Annotated in this window: 11 protein-coding genes; 1 reads left to right on the top strand and 10 read right to left on the bottom strand. The window is 48.3% G+C overall.

The features are described from left to right. Positions 1–96: 96 nt before the first annotated feature. The 7 genes from ACMGGS_RS00245 to ACMGGS_RS00215 form a co-directional block, all read right to left on the bottom strand. Positions 97–918, bottom strand: coding sequence for a DUF932 domain-containing protein (locus tag ACMGGS_RS00245; RefSeq protein WP_343178835.1), 822 nt, complete (start codon positions 916–918; stop codon positions 97–99). Positions 919–1009: 91 nt separating this feature from the next. Then, positions 1010–1873: a GTPase family protein gene (locus ACMGGS_RS00240; protein ID WP_343178836.1), complete on the bottom strand. Its 864-nt coding sequence runs from the start codon at positions 1871–1873 to the stop codon at positions 1010–1012. Between the two features lie 340 nt (positions 1874–2213). Next, a complete protein-coding gene (locus tag ACMGGS_RS00235; RefSeq protein ID WP_414164565.1) occupies positions 2214–3893 on the bottom strand; it encodes a UvrD-helicase domain-containing protein in 1680 nt (559 codons plus the stop codon). After that, the gene (locus ACMGGS_RS00230; RefSeq protein ID WP_414164564.1) at positions 3890–4057 is read right to left on the bottom strand and encodes a hypothetical protein; all 168 of its coding nucleotides are present in this window, start codon (positions 4055–4057) and stop codon (positions 3890–3892) included. The genes ACMGGS_RS00235 and ACMGGS_RS00230 overlap by 4 nt, the downstream gene beginning before the upstream one ends. Next, the gene (locus ACMGGS_RS00225) at positions 4057–5793 is read right to left on the bottom strand and encodes an ATP-dependent nuclease (protein ID WP_414164563.1); all 1737 of its coding nucleotides are present in this window, start codon (positions 5791–5793) and stop codon (positions 4057–4059) included. The genes ACMGGS_RS00230 and ACMGGS_RS00225 overlap by 1 nt, the downstream gene beginning before the upstream one ends. A 628-nt stretch (positions 5794–6421) precedes the next feature. Next, positions 6422–7528 (bottom strand): helix-turn-helix domain-containing protein, encoded by a 1107-nt coding sequence (locus tag ACMGGS_RS00220; RefSeq protein WP_414164562.1) that lies wholly within the window; start codon positions 7526–7528, stop codon positions 6422–6424. Further along, entirely contained in the window at positions 7525–8196 is a 672-nt protein-coding gene (locus tag ACMGGS_RS00215; protein ID WP_023326116.1) for a hypothetical protein, read from the bottom strand. The genes ACMGGS_RS00220 and ACMGGS_RS00215 overlap by 4 nt, the downstream gene beginning before the upstream one ends. A 352-nt stretch (positions 8197–8548) precedes the next feature. Between ACMGGS_RS00215 and ACMGGS_RS00210 the strand changes: the two genes are divergently transcribed. After that, the gene (locus ACMGGS_RS00210; RefSeq protein ID WP_395034116.1) at positions 8549–9757 is read left to right on the top strand and encodes a type II restriction endonuclease; all 1209 of its coding nucleotides are present in this window, start codon (positions 8549–8551) and stop codon (positions 9755–9757) included. 34 nt (positions 9758–9791) lie between these two features. On the opposite strand, the gene ACMGGS_RS00205 is transcribed toward ACMGGS_RS00210, so the two are convergent. From ACMGGS_RS00205 to rdrA, 3 genes are all read right to left on the bottom strand, one after another. Continuing rightward, positions 9792–11225, bottom strand: a complete 1434-nt coding sequence (locus ACMGGS_RS00205) for a DNA cytosine methyltransferase (RefSeq protein ID WP_343178840.1) — start codon at positions 11223–11225, stop codon at positions 9792–9794. A gap of 759 nt (positions 11226–11984) precedes the next feature. Beyond that, on the bottom strand, positions 11985–14738 hold the full coding sequence (gene rdrB, locus ACMGGS_RS00200; protein ID WP_343178841.1) for an antiviral RADAR system adenosine deaminase RdrB: 2754 nt from the start codon (positions 14736–14738) through the stop codon (positions 11985–11987). Beyond that, the gene (gene rdrA, locus ACMGGS_RS00195; RefSeq protein WP_414164561.1) at positions 14738–17392 is read right to left on the bottom strand and encodes an antiviral RADAR system adenosine triphosphatase RdrA; all 2655 of its coding nucleotides are present in this window, start codon (positions 17390–17392) and stop codon (positions 14738–14740) included. The genes rdrB and rdrA overlap by 1 nt, the downstream gene beginning before the upstream one ends. Between the last annotated feature and the right edge of the window lie 278 nt (positions 17393–17670).

Raw genomic sequence — 17670 nt, 5'->3', positions numbered from 1 at the left:
GGGGTTAAAAGCTATAACCGGGGGATTGAGGCACACGAGCACATAGCGATGCGGACAGGTGGTGTCCGATATTAACAACGTGGCAACATGAAACGTCTACTGCAGTTGCGTGAGCAGTGTTTCTGCCATCACCCACAGCGCACGGTTAAGCTTCACGTCCCCGTCAATGCCACGTACGGCACGGGTATGCATTCGTCCGCCTTTAGCATTACGCCCGCTGAGTCCGCCCTTAATCAGGTTTTCCTGAATCCGCTGATAGGTGGTCCAAAGGTCATTGCTCTCATCCTGCCAGCGGCGCGGGGAGAGTATCTGTGATTCAGTAACCGGCTGGTGATCCTCACCAAAGCGATACGTTAGCGCAGCTTTTGCCAGTGCCTGCTGCGCAGGTGGAGGCAACAGCAATGACTGCATGGCATCCCGCTTTTCTTCCACACGGTCAAAAATCCCCAGCACTTCATACGCCCCCTCAATAACCTGACTCACCACGTCCCCCTTGTGTGGCACCCGTACCTCGCCAAACGACTCACCACAGACGAGGCCGTTCTGACACACAGCTCTGAACAAGCCCGGTAACATCTGGTACGAGCTGGTGCCATCATGGGAGTTGAGCAGGATAATTTCCGGCACCTGCTTACCGGTAATCTGCCCCTCCCTACGCAGACGCAGCATATGCTTCGTATGTTCACGACGGCCAGGATCACGTACCCGGGTCTGACAGGCAAAGAATGGCTGGAAGCCTTCGCGCTGCAGGCTGTCCAGTAGGGATATGGTGGGTATATAGGTATAACGCTCACTACGGGACTCGTGTTTGTCCTCGCTGAACACACTGGGCACCACGCGAAACAGCTCCTCACGGGTTAACGGGCGGTCGCGACGGATAAGATTTGCTGCGCCAAAGCGCGAAGCCAGACGGGTCATAAGCAGACTCCTCATAACGGGAAAACAAATAAAAGGGATCCCCGTCGCATCGGCGACAGGATCAGGGAAATAACAGGGATGGGTTAAATACTTAGAAGAAGAAATCCCAGACGGCGCGGGCCACTGACACCACGGTGGTGCGCACGGCCTGAATGACGGCTCGCACCGGGGCGGGTATCAGGGGAAAGGCACTGATGCTATCGATTACAGCACCGACGGTTGCACCAAAATCGCTACGAGCCTGCTCCCGGACTACCGTCGTACGAAAGGAAGACTGGAGTTGCGACACCACCGGGCTGGTGGCCTCACGTGGCAGGCACTTAATCATTCGCTCGGCCATAACCCGCAGTCCCCACTGAAGACGGACCGACACGGCACACACCGGATGTACGGGCTGGAACAGCTCATGCAGCAGACAGATTTTACGGCTGATATTCTGCTTCTGCGCCGTGGACAAAGGTCCCCCACCGCTGGTGGGTTCGGCCTTATCCGACTGACTGATAACAAACAGCACCTTATGCCGGTATTCCTCTCCAATCACCTGATGATAAAAATGTTCATCCACCGCCAGCGCCCGGTCATCGGCTTTAATCAGCCACAGCACCAGGTCGAGGCGAGGAAGCTGTTCGCGGTACAGCGCAGCATACTCGGTATCGCGAGCGCCACTTTCTCCTACGCCGGGCAAATCCACCAGCGTCATAAAGCGCTCGCCCACCTGCAGACGAAATCGTAAAGGTTCACGGGTGCAGGCCGCGACATCGCTGACCGGCGATACTTCGCCGACAAACAGAGCATTGCAAAGGCTACTCTTTCCCGCCCCGGTTTTCCCCATAATGCCGATCACTGGCTCGTAATGAGTTAACTGATTTATCTGCTGCAATATACGTTCAGATACCCACTGAGGTAGATTGGAAAGTATGTTCTGCAGCGGCTGAAGATCTTCAGATTTTCTCATGGCTACTCCTCTGAAAAATATAATAAAAAACGGCAGAACCGCTAGACTCTGCCGTTAATTGGATATGCTCAGTTGAATGATATATATCTGAAGTTTTTTACAATGCTGACCCAATCACTAATCTTTAGCCATAGAAACTTTTATTATGCAACACTGCTGTACTAATCAATGAGGAGCAAGTAACCTCCCCTAACGAAGGATTCATCATTATATATCTCTTAATTTTTGGCAAGTTAAGTGAAATCACTCAACACCTGACTTCTTTGTTCCAGAAATGAGCATTTATAACATGTTACTATTTTAAGAAATGAGCCATAAATTATTAATAAAACATGGATAATCACTTAAACTTGTTACCCGCTACAAATGGAGTAACATAACTAAAATACTCAGATTGAGCAGTTCGATTGATATTCCAACGTCTGGCGTTAGCAGGACGTTCTCGCTGATCGGCATGTGTGAGAATCAACCGTCTTTTCGCTCGTGAAACACCGACGAAAAAAGCGCAACGATTCTCATCCTGATCGCCAAAGAAAATCTCGTTTTCTACTGCCATGATAATGACAGAGTCGAATTCCAACCCTTTACTTTTATGAATGGTCAGAATGCGTACAGCCTGATCATCCGCAAAACGTCCCAACGCTTTTGGCAAATCTGGTTCTGATTTATGCAATTCTTTAATCCGGGCAAAAGTTTCACGGATAACATCATTTAAACGCGAACGAGTTTCATAGTCAGGTGATAAAGCAACCAAAATTTTGGAGCCGATATACTTCAGAAACTCTATTGCTAATTGTACCCAATCCGAAAAAGGTGAGTCTGTATGCCTAGCATCAGATATTTTTTTACGTTGTTTTTTAATTAATTGATCAAGATCCTTTCTCGCACTTGACTGTATTTCTTCATCGGCAAAAGGAATCAATTGATTCATCAATCTAATCCAAGCCTTAGGTTCACGCTTACCGTAGAGACATGATAAATAATCTACGATCAAACGTGCTGCAGGTTCTATAGTGATATCCTGCAATTGTTGTTCGTTACGATATGGAATACCGCGTGCTTCCAACTCGGTCATAAGGAGGTCAGCATAAAGTTCCAACTGTTTAGAAACCAAGACTGCAATTTCTGCAGGTGGTAATTGTTCTGTATTTATCCAACCATTTATTAGATCAGCCAAATAGACGGCTTCTTTACAACTGTCTTCAAAACGCCAGGTATAAACCTCACCTCCATCGCCACCCAATTGTTCATCTGGCATGACAGAGTCAGGATCAAGCGTACGAATAATTTCGTTCTGAACCCGCAGCAATTGTGGTTTAGAACGGAAATTGCGATACATGTTAAGTGGTACGGCATTAAAATCATTGGCAAAGGTTTGGAAAATACCGTCCAGCGCTCCAGCCCAAGCCATAATTTTTTGTTTAGTATCACCTACTGCCGTAAGGCGAAGACTAGTCCCTTGGAAAGCAAGCTTAACTAAGTCATATTGTAAATTCGTGCAATCCTGGAACTCATCCAAGAAAATATCGCTGTAAGTTTGCCGAATTGCATGACGGGCAATTTTTGAGGTTTTCAATATCTGGATTGCCAAAGGGACCAGATCGCCGAATTCAATTTGAGTACGAGAGGGGCCATTTTTCTTGTCTACAATTGTATAACCCGCATCCAGGGCATCTTTCCCCGAGAGCACCGGCCTGAAACGATCGATGATACGTTTGGCAAATGCATGGAAGGTATAGCTATCAAAACGCGAGGCAAGATCGGTCCCGCACCGCCGTTGGACACGCTCTTTTAGGTTTCGGCTGGCATCAACCTTGAAGGAGATCGCTAGAATCCGCTTAGGGTACCGACATGTTCCTGTACGCAAAAGGAAGTCTGCTCGTTGCGCAAGCATTTCCGTTTTACCCGCACCTGGTCCGGCGGTGAGTGCCAAGCAGCGTTTACGCGCTTTTGCTGCTCGTTTTGCATTTGGTTCTAAAGTCAGTCCATCGGCAGGTTGCCATGCTTCAGCAGCAATCATTCTGGCAGCTCTTCGAGTTTGGCAATAATTGCATCTGCCAGCCTGTTTAGCGACTCAGGCATGTTGTCAAGTAATTCAGTATCCCTTAGCTGAGTTAACGCCTCAATGTGTGCTGCTGGTTTGCTGCCAAGCTTAAAGCGCTGATGATAGGTGCTGAACAACATTAATTCGTCTTCACTGTATTGAGATGAATCGTGATGGCTTTTCCCGAGGACAGCCTTGATAGTTGACTCATCAGGTTTTTCTTTATCAACATCATAAGCTTCGGGATAAGCCAGTAACATTGAAAAGTCCAAATCCATTGGGGAAGAAAAAAAACGCCACGTTCTTCGAGAAGTTCGAAATAATTATCAAAGTCCCGAACTTTTTGAGCTTTATCTTTCCAACTTGGAATTCCGTGATCTTTGGGGAGTTTCTTATACGGCTCATATGCAGAAAACTGATCATTAACATACTTGATTCGTCCCCATCCTGCCGCATAGCGAGCTACATCAAGATCAAGCAATGTCAGATAGGGAATCTGCAACGCTGAAAGCAACCGCCAAAAATGATTGACATGCCTACCGCCTAACGGCGCAATCGTGATTGCTGACTCATCAACTGACGCGCCTTTGGCCTGAAGTAGACGTGGCAACACAATCTCTTCACTATCACCTTCACCTAGCACGACGAGACGTGAGAAATAAATCTCAGGAAATGCTTGGACGGCTTCACGGACAAACTTGTGTGCATCATCAGCTTTCTCTGGCAATTTGATACAGGTGACCCGTGTTTTTCGAGCCTCAGTTAACCGTAGATAACGTATTAACTCAGGAGCAACGCGACGTAACATTGTAGGGGCATGAGTAGCAATGAGAGCTTGTGCATCCACATTTTTCGTCATGGTATACAAAGCACTGACGATACGTCCCAGGTAATGTGGAGAAAGACTATTTTCTGGCTCCTCCAAGGCGACCAGCGTAAAGACCGGTGGACGTAACTTATCGGGATCAAAAGATACATCTTCCTCGGCGAGCACAGCTCTCCCAATCGCTTGAGATGATAATACTAGGGAAAGATAAAGCATTGACTTTTGGCCATCACTCAACCGCGAGAAATCGACAAGTGAACCGTCGTGCCCGGGGGTAAAAGAAACCGACAAATGTCGCAACAGTGCTTCAATCTCCGAAGCCACAAATGTGATTTTTGGATCAGCGAAAAATTTGCCCTTGTGTAGAGTGGCCCAGGTTGTTTTCAAACTCTTACTAAATGCTTTCACTGAAGGGTTGGCTGCAAGGCTGTCGCTTATTTGATCGGTCAGACCTTTGATCGTATCGCGCTCAGCATCCCAACGTACGGCACGGAGCAAACGGCCTAGTAATGCATTCGCACCGTAAGTAATGTGATCAGCAGGGTCACGTCTGGCTGGTAAATAATGAACCTGGATGTGATTACGCTCTGCTCGTGGTACTTGAGCTGTGTTTTGAGGTGAACCATCAGCATTGACATCCAGTACATACACTAAGTTTTCGTCGATATCACCATCCAGTCCCATAGTAGCCGTGAGGCGAAAACGCACACGTGGGAGGCCTCCCGGATCATCAAGTCGCATATGACTAAAATGAGGTGCTACGGTACTGTTATCATCTTCCTCATCAAGTTCAGGAAATAAAAAGTCAGCTTCTATCCACAATTGGCGCTCTTCCGGAACTTCTTCTTCATCATAAGGGACATGGAAATCAGAACGATGAATCCGACGCAATGCAGGATCAAAGGCAAATAGTTTGCATAAAGCCTGAAGTGCCGCGGTTTTACCCGAGCCATTAGGACCGATTAAGTAAGTGATATTTTCAAGGCTTACCTCTGTCGGTTCTGGGCCAAAAGATTGGAAACCAGATACCCGAATTACTTCAAGCTTCATGTTGATTACGCCCCCAGCTCACTTTACCCATTGAATAAATTAGCTAATAGTTTTCATGCCACTAATGAGTCCATGACTTTTAAATTCTCGCACATTAAGCTCAAAAATATTTGATCTCGTTATCGATTCAAAGACTTAAATACTACAATTCCTCTGGAAGGTAAGCGAACAGCCAGAACCGTATTGACGAACGACGGCTATTCGGAAGACAGTGCTATGCGCCATGGTAGCAGTTCTGCAGCACCGCCAGTTGCGCCGACGTTAGGAACACTTTGCCATCATGGGCCGACGGTTAGCCGAAGCAGCCACGCTCTAGCCGTTTTGTCAGCAGAAACAGTCCGTCGCCGGTGGACCACAGCACTCCTGAGCGCCAAGAGCATATGTTGCTAAAACCATTCTGTACTTACCAATGGTGGGACAGGTCAGGGGAATTACGGGGGAATACCACTACATTTTTCCGAGCCCCTCATGGTATTTTGGTAGCATTGGTTGATATCTAGTATCTCGGCAAGAATGCGGCGAACAAGGAATATTAAAGATTACTATTCAGAAACATGTCCGCTGGCTATAAATAAAAAAACCGCTAGAAACTCCTTCTAGCGGCTCTAAGCATGAGCAGTTTTCCTGTTCACACCAGACGGAGCGAGGCCCTTGATAGTGAGGATCCGCCATTGCCACCGCTGATTGCCGCCACACCGTAAAGTAGACTGCTCAGTTCATCAACAGGCACGTTAAGCGCATCACTCAGTTGAGTCAGATGAATGCCGTTACCTGCTAAAGCGGCCATCATTTTTTCAATAATGAGCGATCTTTCACGCTCAATTCCTCCCGGCTCACCGGTTCGATATCCCTTTGCCGTCGCATCGCGCATCAGGCTGTTATATTGCCATTCCGTCAGCACGTTCAGATTGCGCATTCTGACAATCAGAGCCATCGCCGAAACTTTCCAGAGCGACTTCAGTTGCACGATTTTGTCAAACGTCGGGAATGCCATCTTAACGGCCATCACGTTTTCCGGGGGCATCAGAAATGCTGACGCAAAAGCATCCGCTTCACGCTCAGCATCCTGCCCCTTGACATCTCCATGACGGTGAAGTACCAGATGAGCCAGCTCATGTGCTGCATCGAAACGGCTGCGTTCACCTGACTTACGTGTGTTGAGGAAAATGTAAGGAACATCATCTTTCCAGAAGGAAAAAGCGTCGATACTCGCCGTTTCCTCTGAGAGCCAGAACACCTTAACGCCGTGCTTCTCCAGAAGATGAACAACGTTGGTGATACTCTTCTTACCTATTCCCCAAGCTTCGCGCACCGCCTGAGCGGCGACCTCAGACTCACTTCCACGAAGATTCGGCAGTTCAGGCTGAGGCAAAGTGAAGCGCGTACTGAAATACTCGCTCAGCATAACCCCCAACCCACCAGCTCCAATTGCCGCATGCTGGTCGACGGCTTTTGTCGTACGCAAAGAACGAAATGAAACCGTCAGTGGATCGATTGCTTCAACGTCATCCCCAAAGAAAAAGGACTCTGGATATTTTAGAGCGCTGGCGTACGCCTGGACTGTCTCTGGCGTGGGTTCATACAAGCAATAGGGTTTTTCGTACTCAATTACAATACGACTAGATAGCCCCATTTTCTCTGCTAATTCCTTCAGGGTCAGTTTGCGTCTAATCCGCGCCAGCTTGAGCCGGGACGGATTAAAAAGGCGTTTGCCGTCATCAACAGGGTTACTCATTTGCTTTCAACAGTAATAGATATGTCATCATCAAAATCCTCATCAGGGAAAATATCAGCACCTTCAAACGGCAGAGGACCCAAGATGATACGCTCACTCCATGCGCTTACACGGGCAAATCCGTCCTGATTCACCATTCCTACCGGATATGACACCTCGCAGCGAACCTCTTTGTTAGCCGCATCATAATAATACAGGACGATATAAGTACGGGTGCTGTCTATCGGCGTGATCTCAGATTTGCCTGAATACAACGCATCCGTCTGGAACATATCAGCTGTGCCGGGATTGTTGTGAACAATCGAGCGCGTTGCCTCGCCCTTGGCATTTTTGGTTTTCGGCAATCCATCAGGACGTCCGGTGTGCCTATCGCCCGAGGTGATAATCAGATTAACCCCTTTGGCTGAGTTAACGACCATTTCCATTCGCTTGACCACTTCAGGAGACCAGCCGTTACCCTTACCAATCAGCACACGGCGGGTCGCGGCGACCATCTCACTCCAGAAACGGAACCCTGCATCTACTGCGGGGTGAAGCTTGCTAGATTTGCGGCGCTCGTACAAAGCAGACGTCAAAGCGGCATGAATATCGTTTTCTGAAAAACCCAGTTCGTTAAGTACAAGATCTGAATCAGCTTCGGTATGTAGGATACAATAAGGCATGGTCATGAAAGCATCTCCGTGAGGTTCACTTCATAATTTCAACATAATTATTATGATAAAATCAAGAAGTGATTACCGGAAAGTCGTTACAGGTCCTCACTTAGTTCGTCACACTCCCCCTTCCCATCTGTCCCTTCCTTCTATCAGGATTCTTAAAAATTTTATTAAATTTCATAATGTTAAATATAACTTTATGCTGTAACTTTATAGTTTAAAAAGTGAGGAAGCGGTACATTCCCTGCGTATGGCCTGCAGCCAGTTCACTGACATACCGCGATGCTTATAAAGCCTTACTGGTTGCTTTTATATAACTATGAAAAAATGGCGTTTCGAGTTTCAGGTTAACAGAGGGGTGTTTATGTCGGTTTTTCATAACTGGCTGCTTGAGATCGCTGGCGGAAATTATCTTGTCTATATCAAACGCCTTTCCGCCAACGATACAGGCGCAACAGGTGGTCATCAGGTCGGACTTTATATCCCTTCCGGCATCGTAGAAAAGCTGTTTCCGTCCATTAACCATACCCGCGAGATGAATCCTTCAGTCTTTCTCACTGCGCATGTGTCATCACATGATTGTCCCGACAGCGAAGCCCGGGCTATTTATTATAACAGCCGTCATTTTGGTAAAACCCGGAATGAAAAAAGGATCACGCGCTGGGGAAGAGGCAGCCCACTTCAGGATCCTGAAAATACAGGTGCTCTGACGCTTCTGGCCTTCAGGCTTGATGAGCAAGGCGGGGACTGTAAGACAGTGAACATCTGGGTATGCGCCAGCCCTGATGAAGAGGACGTTATCGAGACCGCTATCGGCGAAGTTATTCCGGGAACACTTATCTCTGGGCCCGCTTCGCAAATCCTAGGGGGCCTGTCTCTTCAGCATGCACCTGTAAATCATAAATACGTTATTCCTGAAGACTGGAAGCATCGCTTTCCGTCTGGAAATGAAATTATTCAGTATGCCGCCGGTCATTATGCGAAAAACTCCCATGACCCAGATGTGCAGCTGATTGACCGCCGGCGCGTTGAGTACGACATCTTTCTGCTGGTTGAGGAATTACATGTTCTTGACATCATCCAGAGAGGATTTGAATCTGTGGATGAGTTTATTGCGTTGGCCAACTCTGTCAGTAATCGACGTAAATCAAGAGCCGGAAAGTCACTTGAGCTGCACCTAGAGCATCTTTTCATTGAGCACGAGCTGCGGCACTTCGCCACACAGGCAGTCACTGAAGGCAATAAAAAACCAGATTTCCTATTCCCCTCCGCAGAGGCATACCACAATGTTGAGTTTCCCAGAGAAAATTTACGCATGCTGGCGGTCAAGACCACCTGTAAAGATCGCTGGCGCCAAATACTGAATGAAGCAGATAAAATCCATCAAGTGCATCTGTTTACACTGCAAGAGGGGGTGTCTCAGGCACAGTACAGGGAAATGCGTGAAGCAGGTGTCAGGCTCGTTGTGCCGTCATCGCTACACAGAAAATACCCGGAAGTGGTCAGAGAGGAATTAATGACGTTAGGTGCGTTCATTGCAGAGCTTACAGGCCTTTACGCTAAACTTCCTTAAGTAAACTCCCGGTATCATAGGCCGGGAGCATTACTCAGACCTGTTCAGCGTTATCAACATCGGCAGAAACAGCTTTGAGGATATAAGGTTGCAGCAGTCTGGCAACAGCTTCGAATACCGGTACCACAACAGAGTTACCGAACTGTCGGTATGACTGCGTATCAGAAACCGGAATACGGAAAGACTTGCCGTCTGGCTTTTCAAAGCCCATGAGGCGGGCACACTCGCGGGGAGTCAGCCTGCGCGGTCGACGCGCTTGATTTTCTTTGTTCATAAAGTCTGCTTCACCTATATCCATATCCCAGCCGCGGTCTATCAGAATTTCAGACCCGTCTTTGTGATAGCGGGCAGAAAGCGTTCTGGCAACACTTTCCTTATTTTTAGGATTGACGAGACCAAAACCGAAACCATTCCCCTTCGCCGCATGCTTTTTAGCATAGTTGTAGAGGTACTCCCAGAGCTTCGGAGTCAGGATATATTTACTGTCAACCACGGGTTCCAATAGCTCGCCAAATGACGGACGTTGTTCCGGGTAAAAATGGCTGACGTCGCGCAGGGTAAACCCCTTGTGAATATTCAAGTCGCGGCGGAATCCGACTAAGACGATACGTTCACGGTGCTGAGGCAGGAAATATTTTCCATCGATGACTTTAGGATCGCTTTTTCCCACATCAGCAGCATCCGCAACTTCATAACCCAGCTCGTCAAGGGTCTCCATGATGACTTTAAAGGTTTTACCCTTATCATGACTCTTCAGGTTTTTGACATTCTCCAGCACAAAGATGGCCGGCTTTTTTGCCCGTATAATGCGCGCCACGTCAAAGAAAAGCGTTCCCTGCGCCTCACATTCAAAACCATGCGCACGACCTAATGAGTTTTTCTTGCTCACACCAGCAAGACTAAATGGCTGGCAGGGAAAACCTGCGAGAAGCACATCATGATCAGGCACGTGCTCATCAATGTAGGCATAGGCATCGGTTTCTGACACTTCAGGTTTGTCACTGAGAGTGACTTCCCGGATATCGAGATTGAATTTGTGTACGTGCTCATCATTAAACCAGTTGGCTTTATAAGTGCGTACTGCCTCTTTATTCCATTCGCTAGTAAAAACGCACTGACCACCAATGGCCTCAAAGCCTTTTCGTATACCTCCAATACCTGCAAATAGGTCAATGAACCGGAAAGAATAGTCCGGGTGGTATGCAGGCGGTTCTGGCAGCATTTTCCGGAGAAGTGCTTCTTCAACTGACGTCAGTGATTTTGGTGGGCACTTACCATTAACCCAGCGGTTAAGGGTTTCGCGACTCCACTCGTTTTTCCCGACTTTTCTAAGTAACTCAGCCACGTACTTCTGATCATAGATTTCCAGTACCTGCTCGATCAGCTTTTTATCATTTTCCTGTCGCAGCTTTTCTTCCTTCCCTGCTTTCTCAAGCAGATCCTGTGCCAGTAATTCAAATTCAGACATAATGCCTCCATAGGGTCTTATGGGTGAAACTCTATCACTCATCTGACCCAGAGTGAAACTTTTTATCTGGATATTTAAACAGTAGCAGTTGTTGGAACATGTTAGCTCCAAAAAGCTAACCACAATGATGCTTTTGAGTAGTTAGTCAGTTAAAAAAGCAGCTTTGTTTTGTGAAATGGAAATTAAGAAGATATTGGCCTATTTACACGGACCTAAATCACATGTCTCGCTCGAAGTGAACTGTCAGATTTAATTACGTACTGACAAATTTTGGCCTTTCTCGTATAAAAAAGGCCATTGCTGTAAAAAAATAAAATGACGAAGGCATGCATGCCAGAAAGCGAACATATTACCTGACAGCGGTAACCGATCACGGAGAGGCGTACCCTAAATCTGATTTGCATTCAAACAAAGCCGGTTCAACGACCCAAACAAGTTTGATACTACCTTAGCAATAATGTTGCTAATAACTGACGTGACTGTCGATGTTGACCTTGAGCGTTTTTATGACAACCTCTCGATAGGGATGCATTGGCAGTGGTCCCAGTTCAGGGCGGCCCAACAGCTAAACCTGCCACACCGTTAATTGTGTTAAGTAACGGTGAGGAATAAAGTCATCGGCCTTGGCATGGTCTTCCATCAGCCGTTCGGTCAAGGCACAGTCAGCTTTTGTATCAACCACCACTGTGAAGTCACATAGAAAAACGGGGCGACTCACTATTTCGCAAGACGTGCATTTTTTCCGACAATTATTCTCCTTTAAACTGGCTCGAACACCGGAACATGATTGCGATGAAATTGCTCGACGCCATACTGGCGCAAGGTCTCCAACCAGCGTTCGACCACTGTGCGGCCTACCTTAAGCTCAAACGCAGCCTCACGCAGCAGCAAGAACTCGGTGCGTAATGTGGTCGGCATGATGCCGGGGTCATCGGTGTTCACTAGCACACGCACCGGTCCTCGGCGCAATCCGTAAAGGTTAGCCGAAGCGCCGCTCTCCAGCACCGATTCGTCAGGCGGATACCAACGGAAAATTGGATGTTCGGCATGTGATTTCAGGCGCGCGATATAGACATTGGATGTCGGGTTAGCTTCGATGATCAACCCCAACTTGTCATATTCGGTTAGCAGCCAGTCTTGCAGCGCGTGCATGAAATCCAGTTCGGCCGGGGTATCGACGTCTTCCAGAATATTTTCATCAGCCTTGCGGCTAAGCCTGGGGTGAAACTCTCCATGCGTCCCCGCTTCGTCCCTCATGCGCACAATCACTAGCGGCGCTTCTGTCAGCGAAGCCAGCCAATCATGCCGAGCCTGATACAGCTGGCTCGCCAACGTATGTTGTTTGCTCAATTCTTGATGGTCAGGCAAAGCGCATTGCTCTTGCGAAGTAACTTGCCAGCCATCGCCAACCATTCCCAGCCGATAATGACAATTACGACGCAGCCACCATGCCTGATACAGATCGTCCGGTGTCGCATGACGCAAATGCGCATCTTTGTAATCAGCAACCGGATCTACATAGACTTCGCCATTGTAGCTGCAGTCATCACCAGCCATAAAATCCGGTACTTGCCACCAGCGTGACAGACGCCAGAAACGGGCAATTCGTCGTTCGAACAGCGGCAAAACCTGTTGTGCCAGTGGCAGTAAACCGCTCAACATACTAGCGTGATGCCACAGCCACACCAGATTATCCAAATGTTCGTCCAGCGGCAGCATCATCTCGCCCTGCCGTGCAGCCCACTGTTTCGGCACTATACCCAGTGCAAGTGCATGCCCGAGCCGGTCGCCCTCACGCATTTCACAAAAACGTACCGTCTCGTCGATATGGCGCATGCCCGATGCCGGATGGGCATAATCCTCGCCGGCATGAATACTCAGGTGAAAGCCGGTGCTGGCACGTTCGCCATCCGGCAGTGGCTTGAAGCCGCTACGCAGCCAACGCAGCACCGGCGCAAACCACTCGATCTTCAGCGCGTTTTCATCCCCCGCCACATCCAATCCACGAAACCATCTAGCTGGTTGGAAATGGAAATTTTGATTCTGTTTGCCGCCTAAAAACTCGGGTGCGTTCCAGCCGGAAGCACTTTGCAGATTGCGTATCAGCTTTTCAGCCTCTTTCCACAACTTCCTAACATCCGGCCTGGAGCGCTGATTTTGCTTGTGAGTTTGTGAGCGAAAAAAGTGGCCACAGAATTGCCAGCGTTCCAGCGCCTGCATGGCGGCCAAAGCTTGCATATCCAGCAGGATATCAGATTCACCAAAAATGTAGGGGGGGCTTGGCAAGGACAAACTGGCATTAGCAAGCAGGCCGCGAGCGATCTTGCCGACAAACGCCGGCTTAAATGCCAACGGCCCTGACTTGATCTCTGCCACATCAGCACGACCTGCCCACAATCGGCGCATATTCCCTTGATAGTCGCCACCCCTGCCGAGCGCTGATTGATAGTAGCGCTCGGCAAAGCGTGTGAGCCCTTGCCCATCCATTATCAGATTACTACGCAGCTGGTTCACGGTCTGCCAGAAACACAAGATGGCCGCGCGTTGCAGTGGATGGGTATCAGGTTGGCAATAGCGGCGACAAAGATAGACATACAGCCACAACCAGCGATTGGCATCGCCACGCTTCATTGCCAATGCAAACTCGTTCAGTAGCCAATCCGCACTACCAACGTTGGTAGCATGTAGGCTAGCGGCAAGCAAATCCCAGTCTGGCTTGAGGGTAGGGGAGTGCATGGCTAGATTGAGCCGCGCCAGATGCTGCGGCCAACCTTCCGAACGATATGGCTGATTGTCCTTAGTATTTTGGGGGCGCTTGGTCTGCTCGTCGGATTCCAGCAACAACACCAGCAGTTGCCGCGCGCGCTGCAACAGAGGCTCCAAGTTGTCGTGCTGTTCTCTCTGCCACTGAATCGCATTGTCGTCGAGTCTTAATTCATCACCCGCCAGCAGATAATCGTCGAGAATCGCGCTATCGGTTGTGATGCCCCAGAAATGCACATGTCCCTCGGCAAACGGTAGTGATGGGTTTCCAGATGGGGCGAAAAATGCAGTCTGCGCGGACACCACGCGGCGGATGTCGTGTATCAGTGGCAGAGGCATGTCATTAAGCCACTGTGCTAAATGCCAGCCGGCCAATAACGTAGGGTCCAGCCCTGTTGCAAGGCGCACATACGCCTGCACCTCACTCTCAAGGTAGCACAACAAGTCGCCATTGCGCTGCAATAGCCTCTGTTGTAGCTCGTCCAGCCACGGCAGTTTTGGCGTCAGCAACAAATCACCATCAAGCATGCGCCCCATCAACTGGCGCACATCGGTCAGCCGGTGCTCGCGAGGATGGTGCGCCTCCACACCCTCTACCAGCAAATGATAGAAATCATCCTGCAGTCGATGCCAATGGTCAGACTCCAGACCGTCAGCTGACTTTAGCAAGTGCTGCCACAATCGTGCGGCTAATCTTTTATCGCCAAAAAAACACTCGGCGGCGTGTTCAGTCAAGGTGCGCTGGAGCATTACTCTGGTTCCTTGTCCTGACCTTGTCCTGACGGCTGTACATTAGGTTGCGGATGATTTGACGAATTTGGCGCTGGATCTTTAGATAATTCATCAATAACCTCTTTTAGAAGTTTTGTGTACTTGCTATCACCTCCGAAATTAGCTGCCATATGATCATATATCGAACCTAATTTTTCTATTTGTTTTCTGGCTTGTGTTTTTACTGTCGTTTTATTTGTATTCCTGGCGGTGATGCCAAGCTCTTCTCTCAAATATTTTTCAGCTTTAGCCTCAAGATTTTCCTCAGACTTAGGCCAATCCAAGTTGATTACCTCATCAATCCACTTCTTCAACGGGTGCTCTGCAAGCACAATGCTGACTGCCCTCAAAGAATTATTTTTATCAAAAGCTTCCAGTATTGGCTTGATGTTGACATTAAACTGGTCATTGCTTTTGTAATTTTTTAGATTTTCAGGATTAATGTTGGTCGTTGCTATCACATTAGGCAAGCCAAACAGCTCACCCTTTTCAAAACTACCAAAGGCAAACCAGGTTGCGTAGAAACTGTGAGCCACCATATTTAATGCCGTTCTGATACGTTTCATGCCATTTGGCACATACTCATCACTCGCCACCTGGCTATAAACTTTATTGAACACCTTGTAAACCAACCATGGCGCAAGATCAATTTGATTAACATGACAGGTCTGCCGCCACATTTCTATTTCTTGATGTAGTTGCTCTGCTATCAAATTTATATCGTACTCTGCGTTTTGAGGCTCTTCCAACCCTTCATCACCACCACCATTGGACTTATTTTCTTTTTCGTTAAAAGTGATTGTTTTAGTAGGTGCCAGTGCTGCCGTAGAAAAGAAAGGAGCCCGCCCCATGATTGCATGTATTTCTTCGACCGATAGCGGACCGACAATGCTGGAAATTAACAACTCAAACACCCGGCCTATATTCAGCAGCATGGTTTTCTTGGCGTTGGTGTAAAAATTATTCTGTGCCAGCAAGGAAATCAAAAAGCTTGCCTTTTTCCTTTGATCGACTTGCAAACCTTGTATTGAAAGGCTCTGAATCTCCTTGATGTAATCCCACCCTTTGCTTGAATTTACCCCAACTTCTGCCACTGGATACGGCAGAATAGTTTTCTGCGATTTGATACCGGCCAGCCACTCTTCAGGCAACCGTCCATTCAATACAATCGGCCAAGCAGAAAGGTCTTCCGCCTTGTCGAAAAGCTCAAAGTTGGCAGTAGCATGTGTAAGGGGCTGGAACAAGGGTGTGTCAAGAAGGCTGCGATGCTGTGAGGATGAGGATTCGTACCAGTCTTGCCAATGCAGTTTGGCAAGCAATATCAGATAGGCTGCACCGGCTTTAGGTTCAAAGCAGAAGTAATTCACCAGATTATGTGCAAACTCATTTCTTTTCTGCTTCGCTGCTTTATCAGCTTCATCCTGAAGCTCCATTGTTTTATCAGCTTCATCCTGAAGCTCCGTTGTTTTATCAGCTTCATCCTGAAGCTTAGGAGGCATTTGCCAACTAATCCGCACATTCAGCTCATCCTTAGCAGTACGAATTTCAGCTGGCAATTCCAGAATAAGATCATGGCAATGCCTGATTAACTGCGACAATGCACGGATAGAAGGTATTGGCAACGAGGGACGACTACTTTCAAATCCATTAACCGGGCCAGTCAAAAAGATCTCCAGCCAAGAAATGAAGTTAGCCAAAGGCATTGCATCATTTGCATTGCCGAGAGTAACTCTAGTGTCAGCCGCCTCTTCTCCAACTGGCCCCCACTGCCAATAACTGCTGACTTCCGGCATGGTCAAACGGCGAGTGAAAGGCAGGATCTTGCGTTGATACTCTGCTGCCAATTCTACGGCCCTTTCATAGGCTACTTTGCGACGGTAGCTGGAATCCTTGGTCAGGCGGCCATGAAAATCGCGCCAGGTTACCTCATCGTAAAGCGATCGATCGCCACAGACGATGGGCAACACATGAGGTGTAGCTAGATAACGGCGTACGATTTCGAGGTTTTCAAAGGCACGATTCAACGAGGTATCGACATCGTCGATCGGCAGGATCAACAGCTGTTTGTCCAGCAAGCACAACACTTCGCGGAAAAAATCTTGCACGCAGTCGGCTAGCTGCTTGTTGCTGTACATGGCACGTACCTTGTCCATGCCGTGACGTTCTTGTTGTGTCTCGACCGATTCCAGCGACTGGGCGAGTTTCTCCAGCGTCTGGTTCAGGCTACGGGCCTTATTCGGTGTAATCCGCTGCTGTTCTTTGACATCATTATCGTGAAGCACGGCGGCGACGATGATGTGTAGGAATAACGAGTCGCCATTTTCCAGCAGAGTCGGATCTACCGGGTCAAGAATGTGGACATCTTTCAAGACGTCCCAATCTTTTAGATAGCTTTTCAAATTGACCAATACAGCAGTTTTACCAGTCCCACGTGCGCCATCTATCGAGATGGCATTATGTTCGCGCAGCTCATTCAGCGACCTGCCTGCGGCGGCTTTTGCCTTGTCCACTGCTTCAATAATCATCCGCGCCAGCGGTTCGTACACTTCACCGCGTGGCAGCAGGGTGTTAGCGTCGGGCAAGACGGCGGATTCGCCTGCATTGAGGGGGATATATCGCTTGTTCTGGCTCATGATCGGCACCTGGCTAGCGGATTTTTATAGGGCAAAATTGGGACCCCATTCTATCACGACAAATGCAAAAGACATTTACTGAACTGCACCATTACCCCTTGAAACTACAATCTTTTAGAGGGGTAACCAGGATGACAAAACATAACCGATTTCCCTCTGAAGTTCGTCAACGCGCCGTTGGAATAGTTCTTGTGAACCAGAATATCTACAACTCAAAATGGGCTGCTATGTGCGCCATTGCCCCAAAGATTGGCTGCACTCCCGATGCATTACGTATC

It is taken from the genome of Superficieibacter sp. BNK-5 (assembly GCF_047456055.1).
In the GTDB taxonomy this organism is placed as follows: domain Bacteria; phylum Pseudomonadota; class Gammaproteobacteria; order Enterobacterales; family Enterobacteriaceae; genus Superficieibacter.
This window is presented reverse-complemented; position numbering and strand designations above follow the sequence as displayed.

What these genes read in the sequence shown, in the direction of transcription:
- ACMGGS_RS00245 (WP_343178835.1), bottom strand. Translation starts at nt 918, where the DNA reads ATGACCCGTCTGGCTTCGCGCTTTGGCGCAGCAAATCTTATCCGTCGC.
- ACMGGS_RS00240 (WP_343178836.1), bottom strand. Translation starts at nt 1,873, where the DNA reads ATGAGAAAATCTGAAGATCTTCAGCCGCTGCAGAACATACTTTCCAAT.
- ACMGGS_RS00235 (WP_414164565.1), bottom strand. Translation starts at nt 3,893, where the DNA reads ATGATTGCTGCTGAAGCATGGCAACCTGCCGATGGACTGACTTTAGAA.
- ACMGGS_RS00230 (WP_414164564.1), bottom strand. Translation starts at nt 4,057, where the DNA reads ATGTTGTTCAGCACCTATCATCAGCGCTTTAAGCTTGGCAGCAAACCA.
- ACMGGS_RS00225 (WP_414164563.1), bottom strand. Translation starts at nt 5,793, where the DNA reads ATGAAGCTTGAAGTAATTCGGGTATCTGGTTTCCAATCTTTTGGCCCA.
- ACMGGS_RS00220 (WP_414164562.1), bottom strand. Translation starts at nt 7,528, where the DNA reads ATGAGTAACCCTGTTGATGACGGCAAACGCCTTTTTAATCCGTCCCGG.
- ACMGGS_RS00215 (WP_023326116.1), bottom strand. Translation starts at nt 8,196, where the DNA reads ATGACCATGCCTTATTGTATCCTACATACCGAAGCTGATTCAGATCTT.
- ACMGGS_RS00210 (WP_395034116.1), top strand. Translation starts at nt 8,549, where the DNA reads ATGTCGGTTTTTCATAACTGGCTGCTTGAGATCGCTGGCGGAAATTAT.
- ACMGGS_RS00205 (WP_343178840.1), bottom strand. Translation starts at nt 11,225, where the DNA reads ATGTCTGAATTTGAATTACTGGCACAGGATCTGCTTGAGAAAGCAGGG.
- rdrB (WP_343178841.1), bottom strand. Translation starts at nt 14,738, where the DNA reads ATGCTCCAGCGCACCTTGACTGAACACGCCGCCGAGTGTTTTTTTGGC.
- rdrA (WP_414164561.1), bottom strand. Translation starts at nt 17,392, where the DNA reads ATGAGCCAGAACAAGCGATATATCCCCCTCAATGCAGGCGAATCCGCC.